Annotated in this window: 16 protein-coding genes; 10 read left to right on the top strand and 6 right to left on the bottom strand. The window is 58.5% G+C overall.

Annotated features, from left to right (window positions below):
* Nucleotides 1-29: 29 nt before the first annotated feature.
* The 3 genes from ppiA (at nucleotide 30) to argD (ending at nucleotide 2,558) form a co-directional block, all read left to right on the top strand.
* On the top strand, nucleotides 30-602 hold the full coding sequence (ppiA, locus tag ACLI4M_RS08020) for a peptidylprolyl isomerase A (protein ID WP_048917667.1): 573 nt from the start codon (nucleotides 30-32) through the stop codon (nucleotides 600-602).
* An 82-nt stretch (nucleotides 603-684) separates the two neighbouring features.
* The gene (locus ACLI4M_RS08015; RefSeq protein WP_048917666.1) at nucleotides 685-1,254 is read left to right on the top strand and encodes an aminodeoxychorismate synthase component II; all 570 of its coding nucleotides are present in this window, start codon (nucleotides 685-687) and stop codon (nucleotides 1,252-1,254) included.
* A gap of 86 nt (nucleotides 1,255-1,340) precedes the next feature.
* Nucleotides 1,341-2,558, top strand: coding sequence for a bifunctional acetylornithine/succinyldiaminopimelate transaminase (gene argD, locus ACLI4M_RS08010; protein ID WP_133622556.1), 1,218 nt, complete (start codon nucleotides 1,341-1,343; stop codon nucleotides 2,556-2,558).
* 98 nt (nucleotides 2,559-2,656) lie between these two features.
* Here argD and ACLI4M_RS08005 read toward each other — a convergent pair whose 3' ends face one another.
* Together ACLI4M_RS08005 and crp are read right to left on the bottom strand one after the other, a co-directional pair.
* The gene (locus ACLI4M_RS08005) at nucleotides 2,657-4,738 is read right to left on the bottom strand and encodes a YccS/YhfK family putative transporter (protein WP_133622557.1); all 2,082 of its coding nucleotides are present in this window, start codon (nucleotides 4,736-4,738) and stop codon (nucleotides 2,657-2,659) included.
* Nucleotides 4,739-4,796: 58 nt separating this feature from the next.
* Complete coding sequence (gene crp / locus ACLI4M_RS08000) at nucleotides 4,797-5,429, bottom strand: cAMP-activated global transcriptional regulator CRP (RefSeq protein ID WP_048917664.1); 633 nt, start codon at nucleotides 5,427-5,429, stop codon at nucleotides 4,797-4,799.
* A gap of 500 nt (nucleotides 5,430-5,929) precedes the next feature.
* Here crp and ACLI4M_RS07995 point away from each other — a divergent pair, with 500 nt between their 5' ends.
* On the top strand, nucleotides 5,930-7,132 hold the full coding sequence (locus ACLI4M_RS07995) for an MFS transporter (RefSeq protein WP_413449786.1): 1,203 nt from the start codon (nucleotides 5,930-5,932) through the stop codon (nucleotides 7,130-7,132).
* On the top strand, nucleotides 7,129-8,301 hold the full coding sequence (locus ACLI4M_RS07990; RefSeq protein WP_133622558.1) for an amidohydrolase: 1,173 nt from the start codon (nucleotides 7,129-7,131) through the stop codon (nucleotides 8,299-8,301). The genes ACLI4M_RS07995 and ACLI4M_RS07990 overlap by 4 nt, the downstream gene beginning before the upstream one ends.
* Nucleotides 8,302-8,317: 16 nt before the next feature.
* On the opposite strand, the gene ACLI4M_RS07985 is transcribed toward ACLI4M_RS07990, so the two are convergent.
* From ACLI4M_RS07985 to ACLI4M_RS07975, 3 genes are all read right to left on the bottom strand, one after another.
* The gene (locus ACLI4M_RS07985) at nucleotides 8,318-9,187 is read right to left on the bottom strand and encodes a phosphoribulokinase (protein ID WP_048917662.1); all 870 of its coding nucleotides are present in this window, start codon (nucleotides 9,185-9,187) and stop codon (nucleotides 8,318-8,320) included.
* 128 nt (nucleotides 9,188-9,315) lie between these two features.
* Nucleotides 9,316-9,549, bottom strand: a complete 234-nt coding sequence (locus tag ACLI4M_RS07980; RefSeq protein ID WP_048917661.1) for a YheU family protein — start codon at nucleotides 9,547-9,549, stop codon at nucleotides 9,316-9,318.
* Nucleotides 9,549-10,565: a hydrolase gene (locus ACLI4M_RS07975; protein WP_133622559.1), complete on the bottom strand. Its 1,017-nt coding sequence runs from the start codon at nucleotides 10,563-10,565 to the stop codon at nucleotides 9,549-9,551. The genes ACLI4M_RS07980 and ACLI4M_RS07975 overlap by 1 nt, the downstream gene beginning before the upstream one ends.
* A 58-nt stretch (nucleotides 10,566-10,623) precedes the next feature.
* Here ACLI4M_RS07975 and ACLI4M_RS07970 point away from each other — a divergent pair, with 58 nt between their 5' ends.
* The 5 genes from ACLI4M_RS07970 to tauD all read left to right on the top strand — a co-directional run bounded on the left by ACLI4M_RS07970 (nucleotide 10,624) and on the right by tauD (nucleotide 14,901).
* The gene (locus ACLI4M_RS07970) at nucleotides 10,624-11,226 is read left to right on the top strand and encodes a LysE family transporter (protein ID WP_133622560.1); all 603 of its coding nucleotides are present in this window, start codon (nucleotides 10,624-10,626) and stop codon (nucleotides 11,224-11,226) included.
* 259 nt (nucleotides 11,227-11,485) lie between these two features.
* Nucleotides 11,486-12,463, top strand: a complete 978-nt coding sequence (tauA, locus tag ACLI4M_RS07965) for a taurine ABC transporter substrate-binding protein (RefSeq protein ID WP_048917658.1) — start codon at nucleotides 11,486-11,488, stop codon at nucleotides 12,461-12,463.
* Nucleotides 12,464-12,473: 10 nt separating this feature from the next.
* A complete protein-coding gene (gene tauB, locus ACLI4M_RS07960; protein WP_048917657.1) occupies nucleotides 12,474-13,241 on the top strand; it encodes a taurine ABC transporter ATP-binding subunit in 768 nt (255 codons plus the stop codon).
* The gene (gene tauC / locus ACLI4M_RS07955; RefSeq protein ID WP_048917656.1) at nucleotides 13,238-14,065 is read left to right on the top strand and encodes a taurine ABC transporter permease TauC; all 828 of its coding nucleotides are present in this window, start codon (nucleotides 13,238-13,240) and stop codon (nucleotides 14,063-14,065) included. Before tauB ends, tauC begins: the two co-directional genes overlap by 4 nt.
* A complete protein-coding gene (gene tauD / locus ACLI4M_RS07950) occupies nucleotides 14,062-14,901 on the top strand; it encodes a taurine dioxygenase (protein WP_133622561.1) in 840 nt (279 codons plus the stop codon). The genes tauC and tauD overlap by 4 nt, the downstream gene beginning before the upstream one ends.
* On the opposite strand, the gene ACLI4M_RS07945 is transcribed toward tauD, so the two are convergent.
* The gene (locus ACLI4M_RS07945; protein ID WP_099754844.1) at nucleotides 14,898-15,623 is read right to left on the bottom strand and encodes an NUDIX hydrolase; all 726 of its coding nucleotides are present in this window, start codon (nucleotides 15,621-15,623) and stop codon (nucleotides 14,898-14,900) included. The genes tauD and ACLI4M_RS07945 overlap by 4 nt on opposite strands.
* Nucleotides 15,624-15,739 lie beyond the last annotated feature (116 nt).

Genomic DNA, 15,739 nt, shown 5'->3' with positions numbered 1-15,739 from the left:
GGTTTGTTGCCCTCAGTAAGGAATTTTTCATGTTGAAACGTACTTTGACCGCGCTGGCGACAGTTCTCGCACTGTCTACTGTCTCTGCCGCCGCTGTTGCTGCGAAGGGGGACACGCATGTGCTGCTGACCACTTCAGCAGGCAGTATTGAACTGGAACTGAATAACCAGAAAGCACCGGTATCGGTGGCTAATTTTGTGGATTACGTGAACAGTGGTTTTTATAACAACACCATCTTTCACCGCGTGATCCCAGGCTTCATGCTGCAGGGCGGCGGTTTCACTGCCGATATGCAGCAGAAACAGCCAAAACCGCCCATCAAGAATGAGGCGGATAACGGCCTGTTAAACAAGCGCGGCACTATCTCCATGGCCCGCACTGCGGATAAAGACAGCGCCACCAGCCAGTTCTTTATCAACGTGGCGGATAACGCTTTCCTCGACCACGGCCAGCGCGATTTTGGCTACGCAGTATTTGGTAAAGTGGTTAAAGGTATGGACGTTGCCGATAAGATTGCTCAGGTACCGACCAAAACCTTCGGTCCATACCAGAATGTGCCGGAAAAACCGGTCGTCATCCTCTCTGCCAAAGTGCTGCCATAATTATCTGACGGTCAGCTTTGCCCGGGCCGCCTGCTGGCGGCCCAGCTATTTTCCTTCTGCTATTTTCTCCTGGGGATCCCCCATGCTGCTGCTAATCGACAACTACGACTCCTTTACCTGGAACCTTTACCAATATTTTTCAGAACTGGGGGCGGAGGTGCTGGTGCGGCGCAATGACGACATCACCCTGGCTGAAATCAGCGCGCTGTCACCGCAACGGCTGGTCATCTCCCCCGGACCCTGCACACCGGATGATGCCGGGATCTCCCTTGAGGCTATTCGCCACTTTGCGGGCCAGCTGCCGATACTCGGGGTGTGCCTGGGGCATCAGGCCATCGCCCAGGCATTTGGTGCTCGCGTGGTGCGCGCCCGCCAGGTGATGCACGGCAAAACCTGCGCGATTGAGCATAACGATGGCGGCGTGTTTGCCGGGCTTAATCATCCGCTGACCGTTACCCGCTACCATTCGCTGATCGTTGAGAGCCTGCCCGCGCAGTTTGAACTGACCGCGTGGACGCTGCGCGACGGCCAGCCGGATGAGATCATGGGCTTTCGTCACCGCACCCTGCCGCTGGAAGGCGTACAGTTTCACCCGGAGAGCATCCTCAGCGAGCAGGGGCATCAGCTACTGGCTAATTTCCTCAAAGGCTGATTAATGGTTGCCTTGTTGTGATTTTTTATGCATATTTTATGACTATAATTTCACATTCCTGAAATGACTCAATGGCGAGGTAGTGAATGGCAGCGGAAAAATTAGCGGTAACGCGGGCGACATTTGATGAGGTGATTTTGCCTGTTTATGCACCAGCGCAGTTTGTGCCGGTGAAAGGCAAAGGCAGCCGCGTCTGGGACCAGCAGGGCAAAGAGTATATCGACTTCTCCGGCGGCATCGCGGTGACCGCGCTGGGCCACTGTCATCCTGCGCTGGTGGAGGCGTTAAAAACCCAGGGGGAAACCCTGTGGCACACCAGCAACGTGTTTACCAACGAGCCGGCGCTGCGCCTGGCCTCTAAGCTGATCAACGCCACCTTTGCCGAGCGCGTGTTCTTTGCCAACTCCGGTGCGGAAGCCAACGAAGCGGCATTCAAACTGGCGCGCTACTACGCCACCAAGCGCCATAGCCCGTTCAAAAGCAAAATCATCGCCTTCCATAACGCCTTCCACGGCCGCACGCTCTTCACCGTATCGGTCGGCGGACAGCCGAAATATTCCGATGGCTTCGGGCCGAAACCGGCGGATATCGTCCATGTGCCGTTCAACGATCTGGCGGCGGTGAAAGCGGTGATCGACGATCACACCTGCGCGATTGTCGTTGAGCCAATCCAGGGTGAGGGTGGCGTGATCCCTGCGACCCAGGAGTTTCTACAGGGGCTGCGTCAGCTGTGTGACGAGCATCAGGCACTGCTGGTGCTGGATGAAGTGCAGAGCGGCATGGGGCGCAGTGGCAAGCTGTTTGCCCATGAGCACTACGGCGTGAAGCCGGATATCGTCACCACAGCCAAGGCGCTGGGCGGCGGTTTCCCGGTGAGCGCAATGCTGACCACCAACGAGATTGCTTCGGTGATGGCCCCAGGCGTACACGGCACCACCTATGGCGGCAATCCGCTGGCCTGTGCGGTGGCGGAAGCGGCGCTGGATATTATCAATACGCCGGAAGTGCTCAACGGGGTCGCCGAACGCCGCCAGCTGTTTGTCGAGCAGTTAAAAGCGCTGGATGCCCGCTTCGATCTGTTTAGCGATATTCGCGGGCAGGGGCTGTTAATTGGTGCCGCGCTTAAGCCGCAGCATGCGGGCAAAGCGCGCGATATCCTCAATGCCGCCGCAGCTGAAGGGGTGATGGTACTGGTTGCCGGCACCGACGTGATGCGTTTTGCGCCGTCGTTGGTCATTGAACCGGCCGATATCGCCGAAGGCATGGCGCGGTTTGCCACGGCGATAGAAAAGGTGCTGAGGTGATCGCTTGATCGTAGGGGGCGACCTTTTTTCCGGTCGCCCCTTGCTGATGATGGGCATGCTGCTGGCGGGTGGACCGAAATAAAGGGTCCGCCGCTACGTTATTTTGAGGATTTCCTCAGGCGTCGTGACAGCCAGCGGCCATGATGCGGGCGCTGGCTCCAGGTCAGTGATGAAATGGTATACATCACGCCAAGATGCCCCAGAATGCGCTTCACATGGCGCTCCATAATGGTCACCGGCCCCTGATGAAAATCTTCCGGTACCTCCAGCACGTTAGTCTCTGAACTCGGCCCGTCATACTCCAGCCGCTGCTGACAGCGCTGCAGCGCAATCTCACACGACTGTAAATAGCGCTCCGCCAGCGTCGGCGTCAGCATGGTGTGTTCGCGTGCCAGGATAGTCATGGCGTTGATATGTTCGACAATAAACTGGCTGTGCGTCACCCACAGCTGCATATCGGACAGATAGCTGGAGTTAAAGCCCGGCTCCTGCATCGCCTGATGCAGCGAGTTAAACAGCGCATTGTGCGCCTGGTTTACCTCCATGCGCTGATACGCCAGCTTCACCGCATCCTGTTCGTTGCCCAGCAGTAGCTGTAACGCGCTCTGGTAGGTCTCCAGCGCATCGTGCGCATTCTGGCGCAGCAGCCCGCTCTGCCACTGCGGCCACAGCCAGATCATGCCGCCAAAGGCAATCAGGCAGCCCATCAGCGTATCCATCAGGCGCGGCAGCAGGAACTGCGCGCCGTTCAGCGACAGCAGCTGCAGCGTGTACACCGCCGTGACGGTAAAGCCTACCGTGGCCCAGCCATAAAACTTGCGGATAAACAGATAGCTCACCAGGGTAATCACCAGCATGATGCTCAGTATCCACGGCTCCGGCACGTGCATGCCCAGCGTCCCGGCGGCAACCGCCAGCCCGGCCAGCGTGCCGAGCGCTCGGTGCTGGATGCGCACGCGGGTGGCGCTATAGCCGTTCAGGCTGACGAACATCACGGTCATCAGGATCCAGTACGGTTTCGGCAGGTTGAAGAACAGCGCCAGCGAACTGGCAAAGGTCAGCATCACCGCGAAGCGCGCAGCGGTGCGCAGCGCGGCCGATTTCAGCGACAGATAGCTCTTCAGCGCCCGCAGCAGCGGCAGGCGGCGCTGACGGTCGGCCATCAGGTCGCGGCGGTAGAGCGGGTGCTGAGTGCGCAGTACGCGGCCAATGCGGCTGAAGTGGTAGTAGCAGAAGTTACCGACCGGGTTATCCGGGTGCTGGCGGGCGATCTTCTCCAGCGCCTGCAGCTGTTTATCCATGGTGAAACGCTCGGCGAAGCGATGGTAGAGAATATCATCGGCCAGTACCCGCAGCCGCGCAGCAATGGTCTGCGCATTCCAGCGGATCACCGCCTCGGCGTGGCTTTTCTCCACCAGTTTCTGCACCTCTTCCGGCTGATGCAGGCTGACGGCAATGTGCTCCTGTAAATCCAGCGCCACCTGAAAAGCCCGCGTCAGGCGCTGATAATGGCTGTCGCGGTTGGCAGAAAGCATATGCATCTGCTGGTAGCAGGTGTTGATCAGATCGACCGCTTTTTGCTGACGTGCCAGCAGGGGAGGCAGGGCGGTTTGTGGATCGGTGAGTTTGGTCAGCAGGGTATATTTTGCTTCGCAGTAGTCAGCCAGCTCGCGATACAGCAGGCTGAGCGTTTCACGCATCGGCTGCTCTTTCCACAGCCAGAACCAGAACCAGTTAAACGCGCCGTACCAGACGGTGCCGAGGATATACAGCAGCGGGGGTTCCCACATCGGCATGCGCCCGGCGAGGCTGAGGGTGAAGATGGCGGCAATCAGCGAAGCAGGCAGCAGGCGGGCGTGCAGCGGACTGATCTCCCCGGTGACGCCAAGCAGCAGCGCCATCACCAGCAGGATCGCCGGCAGCGGAACGCCTTCAGCGCCCGCAAACTGGATCAGGAAACTGCTGAAGGCAAACAGGCTGCCGCCAACGATCAGGCGTTTGAAGAAGCGTTTATGGGGGGTATCGAGACCGGCGTTGTTGCAGCAGGCGGGCACTAAAGAGAACAGCAGGCCGCGTTGCAGGTCGCCCAGCAGCCAGCCAATCGCCACCGGCAGACACAGCACCAGCGTCTGTCTCAGGGCATAGTTTACTTCGGGGTGATAGATGATTCTCCGCCACATGCGCTGCACCAAATAAAAAAGGCGCGACAGGGATGTCGCGCCGTGAGTTCAGCGCCGGTTAGCGTGTGCCGTAAACGACGATAGTCTTACCGTGTGCAGAGATCAGGTTTTGATCTTCCAGCATTTTCAGAATACGGCCGACGGTTTCACGAGAGCAGCCGACAATCTGGCCAATCTCCTGGCGGGTAATCTTAATCTGCATGCCATCCGGGTGGGTCATGGCATCCGGCTGTTTCGCCAGGTTCAGCAGCGTCTGCGCAATGCGGCCCGTCACGTCGAGGAAAGCTAAGTTGCCCACTTTCTCAGACGTCACCTGCAGGCGACGCGCCATCTGTGATGAGAGGCGCATCAGGATGTCAGGATTCACCTGAATCAGCTGACGGAATTTTTTATAAGATATTTCAGCCACTTCACAGGCGCTCTTCGCACGTACCCACGCGCTACGCTCCTGACCCTCTTCAAAGAGGCCCAGTTCACCGATGAAATCACCCTGATTGAGGTAAGAGAGGATCATCTCTTTGCCTTCTTCATCCTTGATCAGCACCGCTACCGCGCCTTTGACGATGTAGTAGAGGGTTTCCGCTTTTTCACCTTGATGGATCAGCGTGCTTTTGGATGGATATTTGTGAATATGGCAATGTGACAGGAACCATTCGAGAGTCGGGTCTGTTTGCGGTTTGCCGAGAACCATTCGCTATTATCCTCTGTTGTAATCGAGCCTAATGTCACCCGTCATTTTGCAATGCTTAGGGTGCACAGGGGGGTATTCCCTGTCAGGCGTAGAAATATTCAAGCGTTCCCATAGGAAAATTTTTCCGGGCCTCTGATCAGAGCTTGGCTCGTTTTGTCGTCCCGTATTTCTCGTGCATCGAAGTGCCGACGAAATATTACAGCTTTGTTTGTAGCACAGCTTGCACGCACTGTCTTCTGTTGTCTCGCTTCAGCATAGTGGGAAAAAGTCCTGAAAGGGGACCTGGCTGCGCAACAGCATGCGGCAATATACCAATAAATTATTGATATTAATCATAAAGAAAAGATTAATTTTCAGAATTTATGCCGGTGTGTGCGTAAAAAAAATGTTATCAGCATGTTAAGTGCAACGATGGATGAATTGCTATGGTTCAATTTATAACCGATTGTGGAATTCAAATCTAACAGATTGATTCTTCAGATTTATTACAGGATCGCGTTATGAAAGTGACTTCGCATGCATTAATGCTCTGCCTGCTGTTTATGGGCTATGTCCTTGTCTATCTGGATAAAACGGTGATGGGCTTTGTGCTATTACCCCTTCGCCAGGAGTTCCATCTCGCGCCGCAGCAGGTGGGATATATCGGTGGCATCTTCTTCCTCGCTTATGCGCTGTTTCAGTTTCCCGCCGGCTGGTTAAACGATCGCATAGGCTACCGGCGCATGCTGGTGCTCTCGCTGTCGTTGCTTGGGCTGTGTGCGCTGCTGTTTGGCTGGCTCGGTGTCACCTTTGCTCTGCTGCTGAGCTTTCGTTTTATGGCGGGGATCGGCCACTCGGGTTATCCAAGCGCCAGCGCGAAAGCCGTAAGTGCCAATTTTGCGCTGCATCACCGCACCTTCGCCCAGTCGCTGCTGCTCTCCTCCTCCGGGCTGGCGATGGCCATCGGGCCGCTGCTGGCGGTATGGGCGCTGGATAAAATGAACTGGCATCACGCCTATATGATCCTGGCCGTGCTGGTGCTGATGGTAGCCGCGAGCATGGTGCTGCTGTTGCCGCGCTCGCCGCGGGTGATCCTCATTCCAGCTGGCGAAGTCGGCCTGCACAGTGCGCTACGCCAGCCGCTTTTATGGCAGCTGTTCTGCACTAACTTTCTGCTGAATGTGCCGGTTTACGGCCTGGTGAGCTGGCTGCCCAGCTTTCTCACTCATCGCGGACTGCCGCTCTCCGCCGTCGGGCAGATGATGAGCATTTCCGGGGTTGGTAGCGCACTGACATCGGTGGCTGGCGGCTGGCTGGTGGGGCGTTATCTGGCCGGGCGTGAACCCTGGGTAATCTGCCTGGCGTCGCTGATTGCGGCGGCGGGGATGCTGATGATTTACCTCTCCTCCAGCGTGCTGATGAGCACAATCGGCCTCTGTATTACCAATGCGGCCCTTATCGGCACCTTTATCACCACCTTTACGCTGCCGATGAAGCGTTTTCCGCTCGCGGTGACCGGCTCGATTATCGGTTTACTGAATGCCGGAGGAGTACTGGGCGGCTTCGTCGGGCCGATTGTGATGGGCTATTTAGTGGCCGCTGGCCATGGCACTTACCTTGGTGCCTTTCTGTTTCTGATGATAGCGATACTGCTGGCGGGACTGGCTCTTCTGCCGGGCAGCCGGCGTGCTTACCTCTCTTCCTTAAACCCGGAGTTATCATGAACACTGAAACGTTAAGCAAGGAAATCACCGACAAAGTGCTGGTGTGGCGGCGTCATATTCATGCCAATGCCGAACTCTCATTCCATGAGCATGGCACCGCAGATTATGTCGCTGCTGAACTGGCGAAGTTTGGCCCGTTAAAAATTAAACGGCCAACGCCAACCAGCGTGGTGGCGGAACTGCCGGGCGCGCGCAGCGGCCCATGCGTCGCGCTGCGTGCCGATATGGATGCGCTGCCGATCACCGAACTCAACAATGAACCCTTTACCTCGCAAAACAACGGGGTGATGCACGCCTGCGGGCACGATGCGCATACCGCCATGCTGCTCGGTGCGGCCTGGGTGCTATGCCATCAGCAGGCGCAGCTAAGCGGCACCGTGCGCTTTATCTTCCAACACGCGGAAGAAGTGCCGCCGGGTGGCGCGCAGGAGCTGATCAAACACGGCGTGCTCAACGGCGTTGAGAAGATCTTCGGGCTGCACGTCATGCCGAATTTCCCCACCGGGACGGCCGGACTGACCGAAGGCGTTTTCAGCGCCGCCAGCGATAATTTCGATCTGATGATTCAGGGGAAAGGTTCACATGCCGCGCTGCCGCAGGAGAGCGTCGACCCGGTGGTGCTGGCATCCGGCGTGGTACAGGCGCTACAGCAGATCGTGTCGCGCAGGCTGGATCCCAACGATCGGGCGGTGCTGAGCGTGGCGAGCTTTATCGCTGATGGTGGCTATAACGTCATTCCCGACAGCGCCCACCTGCGCGGCACGCTGCGCACGCTAAGCAACCGTGCGCGTAGTGAAATCCCGCAGATGATGGAGAAAATGATCGAGGGCATCACCGCCGCAGCCGGAGGAAGCTTTGCGCTGAAATGGACGCCGGGCTACGCCATTGGCGTCAATCATCCGGAGGCCACGCGCATTGCCCGCGATACGGTGGTCGGCACGCTGGGCGATGAGGCGTTAAAAATCCTGCCGCATCCGATGTTCGGCTGTGAGGATTTTTCCGCGTATCAGAAGGTGGTGCCGGGCTGTTTTGTCTGGGTCGGTAGCGGTAATAAGGCAAAAGGGGCGATATGGAATCTGCACAACCCGCACTTCCGCCTCGATGAGGACGTGCTGGCAATAGGCGTGCGCCTGCACGTTGGCTTTATCCATCAGATATTAATGCAGTAACGCCTGCCGGGGCCGCTCAAACGATCTTTTTACCTTCCATCAAACGTTTAACCAGCGGCCCCATTATCAGCTCCATCGCCAGCCCCATTTTGCCGCCCGGCACCACCAGAGTCTTAATGTGTGAGATAAACGACCCCTGTAACATGCTCAGCAGGTAGGGGAAGTCGATATCTTCCAGCCCCTGAAAGTGGATCACCACAAAGCTCTCGTCAAGCGAGGGGATGCCGCGTGCGGCAAAGGGGTTTGAGGTATCCACCGTCGGCACGCGCTGGAAGTTAATATGGGTGCGGGAGAACTGCGGCGTGATGAAGTTGATGTAGTCCTCCATCGAGCGTACCACCGAGTCCATCACCGCTTCGCGCGAGTGGCCGCGTTCGCCGGTGTCGCGCACCAGTTTCTGGATCCACTCCAGGTTGACGATCGGCACCACGCCGACCAGCAGGTCCACTTTATCCGCCACGTTGTGCTGCGGAGTGACGACGCCGCCGTGCAATCCTTCATAGAACAGCACGTCGGTTGGGCCAGGCAGCGGCTGCCAGGGCGTGAAGGTGCCCGGAACCTGGTTCCACGGCACGGCTTCATCGTAGGTGTGCAGATACTTGCGCGACTGACCTGTACCGCTGAGGCCATACTCGGTAAACGTCTGCTCCAGCAGGCCAAAGTCGTTGGCCTCCGGGCCAAAATAGCTGACGTGTTTGCCCATATCGCGCGCTTTGCGGATCGCCATGTCCATTTCCGGACGGGTAAAACGGTGGAAGCTGTCGCCTTCAACTTCGGCAGCGCGCAGGTCAAGCTGCTGGAAGATCTTCCTGAAGGCCAGGCTGGTGGTGGTGGTTCCCGCCCCGCTGGAACCGGTGACGGCGATAACCGGAAATTTGGCTGACATGGCGTACAACTCCCTGAAGAAAGGTCTGACAAGCTGATCATAGGTATCATGTTTCGCCGGGAAAAGTCATCTCCGCCGCGTATTGATGCCAAAAAAGCAACGCCCCGCCACAATTTGCAGCTTCAGCGCTACTGCTCTTCCGCACCGGCGCGGAACTGCCCGCGCGGCATGATATTGACCGATTCATGCAGCTCGGACCACACCAGCACCACCTCGCCGCTGGTCAGCTGGCGGCGCACGTCGGCCACTTTTTGCGTCAGCGAGCGCTCATGCTCGCCATAGTCGGTACCTTCGCGCAGCACAAAAGACTCGATCAGGTTGTCGAGGGTTTCACTATCCAGGTCTTTCCAGGGAATAATCATCAGTTGTCCAGCCAGGTTGAAAGCCATTGCGGAATGCGCTGTTCCAGCCACATTTGTGGCTTACGCAGCGTTCCACCTACAAATCCCACGTGCCCGCCGTGCTGCGTCAGCTGATACTCCACGCAGGAGGGCAGCAGGGCAGCATCGGGGATCACTTCCGGGGTCATAAACGGGTCGTCTTTGGCGTGAATAATCAGCAGCGGTTTGCGCACGCCGGGTAACAGCGGCATGGCGCTGCAGCGGCGGTAGTAGTCGGTGGCATCGTTGAAGCCGTGGGCGCGAGCGGTGATCGCATCGTCAAAGTCGCGCAGCAGGCGCAGGGATTTCAGCTGTGCCAGATCGACCGGCAGCGTGCCCGGCCAGGCCTGCAGTTTGCGGGCGGCGTTCTGTTTCAGCAGGCCCAGCAGATAGCGCTGGTAGACGCGGGAAAAACCCTGCTCCAGCCGCAGGCTGCACGGCTCCAGCATCAGCGGTGCGGAGACCACGACCCCCGCATCCAGCAGGCACTCATCGCCCTGTTTGCCCATCAGGCAGGCCAGCATATTGCCGCCGAGTGAGATCCCCACTGCCGCGGTGGGGACGCTGCCCCATTCGTCGCGCAGCCACTGTAAAAAGTAGCTGGCGTCTTCCGTCTCGCCCGAGTGGTAAATGCGGTTGAGACGGTTTGGTTCACCGCTGCAGCCGCGAAAGTGCATCACCACGCCGAGCCAGCCGCGATCCTTCCACGCCTGGAGCAGACCGTGCGCGTAGGGGCTGTTAAAGCTGCCCTCTAAACCGTGAAACAGCACCACGCGCGGTTTATGCCGGGCACCCGCCGGGTCTTCGCTCCACGCCAGATCGACAAAATCAGTATCTGGCAGGGTAAGCCGCTGCCAGTGCGGTTGTAGCGTTATGCGGCGGCGCACCAGACGCGGCAGAATGGTTTGCAGATGCGGATTGCTGCCACCGGCCAGCGGGCGAAAAGCCGTATCGGTCAGGTGACTAAAATTCATGTGGTCAGAGCTTGTAGGATCCATGGCTCGCTGTTAGCTTCGTCGGGTTGTCTATTTGCCGTGGGTGAGGAGCACCCTTTCTATGGAACTGAGTCTGTTTTTGTCAATGTTGGGCTTTCTCTGGGTCGCTGCTATCACGCCAGGCCCTAATAATATGTTACTCACCGCCTCCGGTGCTAATTTTGGTTTCCTGCGCTCCCTGATGTTGCTGATCGGTATCATGATCGGCATGCAGGTGATGCTGCTGATGGTGGCCTTTGGCGTTGGCGGTTTGATCCTGCTTTATCCCTCGCTGCACCTGTTCCTGAAAATTGCCGGCAGCCTCTATCTGCTGTGGCTGGCATGGAAAATCGGTACCGCCGAGTATGAGAAGCTGGAAACCGGCGCGGGTCCGGCCACGCCGATGCCGTTCTGGCAGGGCGGCCTGCTGCAGCTGATCAACCCGAAAGCCTGGCTGATGGCGCTTGGCGCGGTCGCCAGTTTTAGCCTGGCGGGTGAAGCTTATAAAAACTCAGTGATTGCGATTAGCTTCGCCATGGCGTTGGTGAATCTGGTGTCAGGAGTGATCTGGTTAGGCTTCGGCACGCTGATTGGCCGCATCCTGCGCAGCCGCCGCGCCTGGACTATCTTCAATGTGTTTATGGGGTTGCTGACGGCGGCGTGCGTGCTGCTGATTTGGCACTGACCTCCGCAATCAACCGCGGGCGAGGCGTGCCTCGCCCCTACACAGATGGCGACCCCTGTGCATATGGCGGCCGTAGGGGCCGCGGCATGCCCGGCCCGGCCTTAACATCCTGCCTAAATCCATTTTTCAGCTAACGAATCCGCAATTTCTCCTAAGCAGCTTTTGCTATAAAAGATAATTTTTAATTACTTTATTACGATAGTCGCGCCCGGTTACAAAGGGGGGGTACACCCAATAACAATACTCTCTGGAGCGGGCTATGGCGGCAAAATTCACACTTTCACTTCTGGCGGCAGCACTGTCGCTGACGGCACTCGGCGCACAGGCGGTGGATGTCACCATCGCTTATCAAACCTCGGCGGAACCGGCGAAGGTCGCGCAGGCCGACAACACCTTTGCAAAAGAGAGCGGGGCGAAAGTCGACTGGCGTAAGTTTGACAGCGGCTCCAGCGTGGTGCGCGCGCTGGCCTCTGGCGACGTGCAGATCGGCAATATCGGCTCCAGCCCGCTGGCGGTTGCGGCCAGCCAGCAGGTGCCGATTGAGGTATTCCTGCTCGCTTCCCAGCTGGGTAACTCTGAAGCGCTGGTGGTGAAGAAAAGTATTAAGGATCCGCAAGACCTGATCGGCAAACGCATTGCGGTGCCGTTTATCTCCACCACCCACTACAGCCTGCTCGCCGCGCTGAAGCACTGGGGCATTAAGCCGGGCCAGGTACAAATCATTAACTTACAGCCGCCGGCGATTATCGCCGCCTGGCAGCGCGGGGATATCGACGGTGCCTACGTCTGGGCGCCCGCCGTCAATCAGCTGGAGCAGGATGGCAAGGTGCTGACCGACTCCGCCGAGGTCGGAAAATGGGGATCGCCAACGCTCGATGTCTGGGTAGTGCGCAAAGACTTTGCGCAGCAGCACCCGGAAGTGGTGACGGCGTTTGCCCGCAGCGCGCTGGATGCGCAGAAAGCTTACCTCGATAACCCGCAGCAGTGGCTCAAGCAGGACGACTATCTCAGCAAGCTGTCGCGCCTGAGCGGCGTGCCTACGGCGCAGGTACCGGGGCTGGTGGAGGGCAATACCTATCTGACCGCGCAGCAGCAGGTGACGCAGCTTAACGGGCCGGTGAATCAGGCGATTGTCGACACCGCGACGTTCCTCAAGGAGCAGGGCAAAGTGCCGCAGGTCACTCATGACTACAGCAGCTTTGTCACCGATCGCTTTGTTAAACCTCTCGCCCAGTAGGAGATCGCCAATGCTTTCCGTGTCTCATCTTCGCGCCAGCTATGCAGGCCAGCTGGCATTACAGGACATCAACCTGTCGATCGGCAACGGAGAGCTGGTGGTGGTTTTAGGTCCGTCCGGCTGTGGCAAAACCACGCTGCTCAACCTGATTGCCGGGTTTATTCCGGCGGACAGCGGCAGCATCACGCTGGACGGCAAGCCGGTGAATGGACCGGGGGCGGATCGCGGCGTGGTGTTCCAGCATGAGGGGCTGCTGCCGTGGCGCAACGTGCTGGATAACGTGGCGTTTGGCCTGCAGCTGGCCGGCGTGGAGAAAAACGAGCGCCGCGCCGTCGCCAGACGCGTGCTGAAGCAGGTGGGGCTGGAGGGGGCGGAGAAACGCTTTATCTGGCAGCTCTCCGGTGGCATGCGTCAGCGCGTGGGTATTGCGCGCGCGCTGGCGGCCGATCCACGCCTGCTGCTGCTTGATGAGCCTTTCGGCGCGCTCGATGCCTTTACCCGTGAACAGATGCAGGAGCTGCTGCTGACCCTATGGCGCGACAGCGGCAAACAGATCCTGCTGATTACCCACGATATTGAAGAGGCGGTGTTTCTTGCCAGCGAACTTATCCTGCTGTCGCCGGGGCCGGGGCGTATCGTCGAACGGCTGGCGCTCGACTTCGGTCGCCGCTATGCGGCCGGGGAAGGCTGCCGGGCGATTAAATCCGACCCGGACTTTATTGAACGCCGCGAATATGTGCTCAGCCGGGTGTTCCAGCAGCGTGAGGTGTTTGCATGAGTTCCCTGGTGAATGAGAAGAGCCGCACGCGCAAACTGCGTCTGCGCTGGCCACTGTCGCGCCATCTGACGCTCAGCCTCAGCACGCTGCTGGTGCTGCTGGCCGTCTGGTGGGCCGTGACGGCGCTTAAACTGATTGCGCCGCTGTTTCTGCCGCCGCCGCAGCAGGTGCTGCACCAGCTGCTGACCATCGCCAGCCCGGCCGGGTTTATGGATGCCACGCTGTGGCAGCATCTGGCCGCCAGCCTGACGCGCATTGTGATTGCGCTAGCGGCAGCGGTGATTATCGGCGTGCCGGTCGGCATTTTTATGGGGCTGAATGATACCGTGCGCGGCATCCTCGATCCGTTGATTGAGCTCTACCGCCCGGTGCCGCCGCTGGCCTATTTGCCGCTGATGGTGATCTGGTTTGGCATCGGCGAGACCTCGAAGATTCTGCTGATCTACCTGGCCATTTTTGCCCCGGTGGCGATGTCGGCGCTGGCGGGCGTGAAGAGTGCCCAGCAGGTGCGGCTGCGTGCTGCCCGTTCGCTCGGCGCCAGCCGCTGGCAGGTGCTGTGGTTTGTGGTGCTGCCCGGCGCGTTGCCGGAAATTCTGACCGGTTTGCGCATTGGTCTTGGCGTCGGCTGGTCCACGCTGGTGGCCGCTGAGCTGATCGCTGCCACGCGCGGTCTGGGTTTTATGGTGCAGTCGGCCGGTGAATTCCTGGCGACTGACGTGGTACTGGCAGGCATTGCCGTTATCGCCCTAATCGCCTTTGCGCTGGAGCTGGGGCTACGCGCCTTACAGCGCCGCTTAACCCCCTGGCATGGAGTACAACAATGAACGAACGCATTAAAATTCAGGCGCTGGGACCGTATATCGGCGCCGAAGTGAGCGAGCTTGACCTCAGCCGCCCGCTGAGCGACGCGCAGTTTGAGCAGCTTTATCACGGGTTGATCCGCCATCAGGTGCTGTTCCTGCGTAATCAGCCGCTAACGCCTCAGCAGCAGCGCCAGCTGGCCGCGCGCTTTGGCGACCTGCATATCCACCCGGTGTATCCGCATGCGCCGGGGGTGGAGGAGGTTATCGTGTTGGATACCCATAACGATAATCCGCCTGATAACGACACCTGGCACACCGATGTGACCTTTATCGAAACGCCGCCTGCGGGCGCGATCCTCGCGGCGAAGCAGCTGCCGGAAAGCGGCGGTGACACGCTGTGGGCCAGCGGCATTGCGGCTTATGAGGCGCTGTCGGAGCCGCTAAAAGTACTGCTGAGCGGCCTGCAGGCCGAGCATGACTTCAAGAAATCGTTCCAGGAGTTCAAATACCGCGGCAGTGAAGAGGAGCACCAGCGCTGGCAGCAGGCGGTAGCGAAGAATCCGCCGCTGTTGCATCCGGTTATCCGCACCCATCCGGTGAGCGGCAAAAAGGCGCTATTCGTTAACGAAGGTTTCACCACGCGCATTGTCGGGCTGAAAGAGAAGGAGAGTGAGGCGCTGCTGAACTTCCTGTTTGCCCACATCACTAAGCCGGAATTCCAGGTACGCTGGCGCTGGCAGGTGGGCGATGTGGCGATCTGGGATAACCGCGTGACGCAGCATTACGCCAATGCAGATTATCTGCCCGCGCGGCGGATAATGCACCGGGCGACGATCTTAGGGGATAAGCCGTTTTAATCGTCACTCATCAGGTTACGTGAAAAATGATGGATATCCGCGCCAGGTTTCAGGCGATACAGCTTTGCCTTGCGGGCGCCGGTGGCAACGCTGTCGCCGGTCTCTTCAAACATCGCTGAAGCCTCAAAGCGGCGGATCAAGCTTTTGCGCTGCACCGGTCGGTCCAGTATCGTCTCAGTGACTTCCTGCAACTGGGTCAGAGTGAAGGCGGCGGGCAGGCAGTAGACCGGTAGCAGAGAATAGAGCGTCTTCTGCCGCAGCCGTTGCAGCGCTTCAGCAATAATCTGCTGATGGTCAAAAGCGATATCGCTGCGCTGTGCCAGACCGTCGAGCGGCTGCCACTGGGCATCGCTGACGTCATCACTTTCCGCCTGACAGTTTTCTGCGGCAATCAGGGCATACCACGCGCTGGTCAGACTCCAGCCTCGCGGGTCACGGTGCGCCCCTGAGAATGTTGCCAGCTGTTCCAGCCAGGGCGGATTGACGGTGGTCTTCTCACGCAGTTTACGCAGCGCCGTGTCGCGCGTGGATTCATCCTGTTGCATATCAATAAACCCTCCCGGTAGCCCCCACCATCCGCGCTGCGGATGATTAGCACGTTGTACCAGTAACACGCACAGCTGCCCCTGCCACAGGGTAAACAGCACGCTGTCCACGGTGACAATCGGCGATGCATAGCGCGAGGCATCGTACTGGTCCAGATACGCTTGTTCAGATGACATCATAGGGTTCCTGCAGGAAGTGTCGCTGGGACACACTACCAGCCCCGACGTCATGATTCAATAACGCCATCATTTTTCATGAGATTTATTTTATTTAAAATCATAGTGTTAAAAGA

The sequence above is a fragment of the Erwinia sp. LJJL01 genome, assembly GCF_047300805.2.
GTDB lineage: Bacteria > Pseudomonadota > Gammaproteobacteria > Enterobacterales > Enterobacteriaceae > Erwinia > Erwinia aphidicola.
The sequence above is the reverse complement of the archived record's forward strand: the minus strand, read 5'-3'. Positions and strand labels throughout refer to the sequence as shown.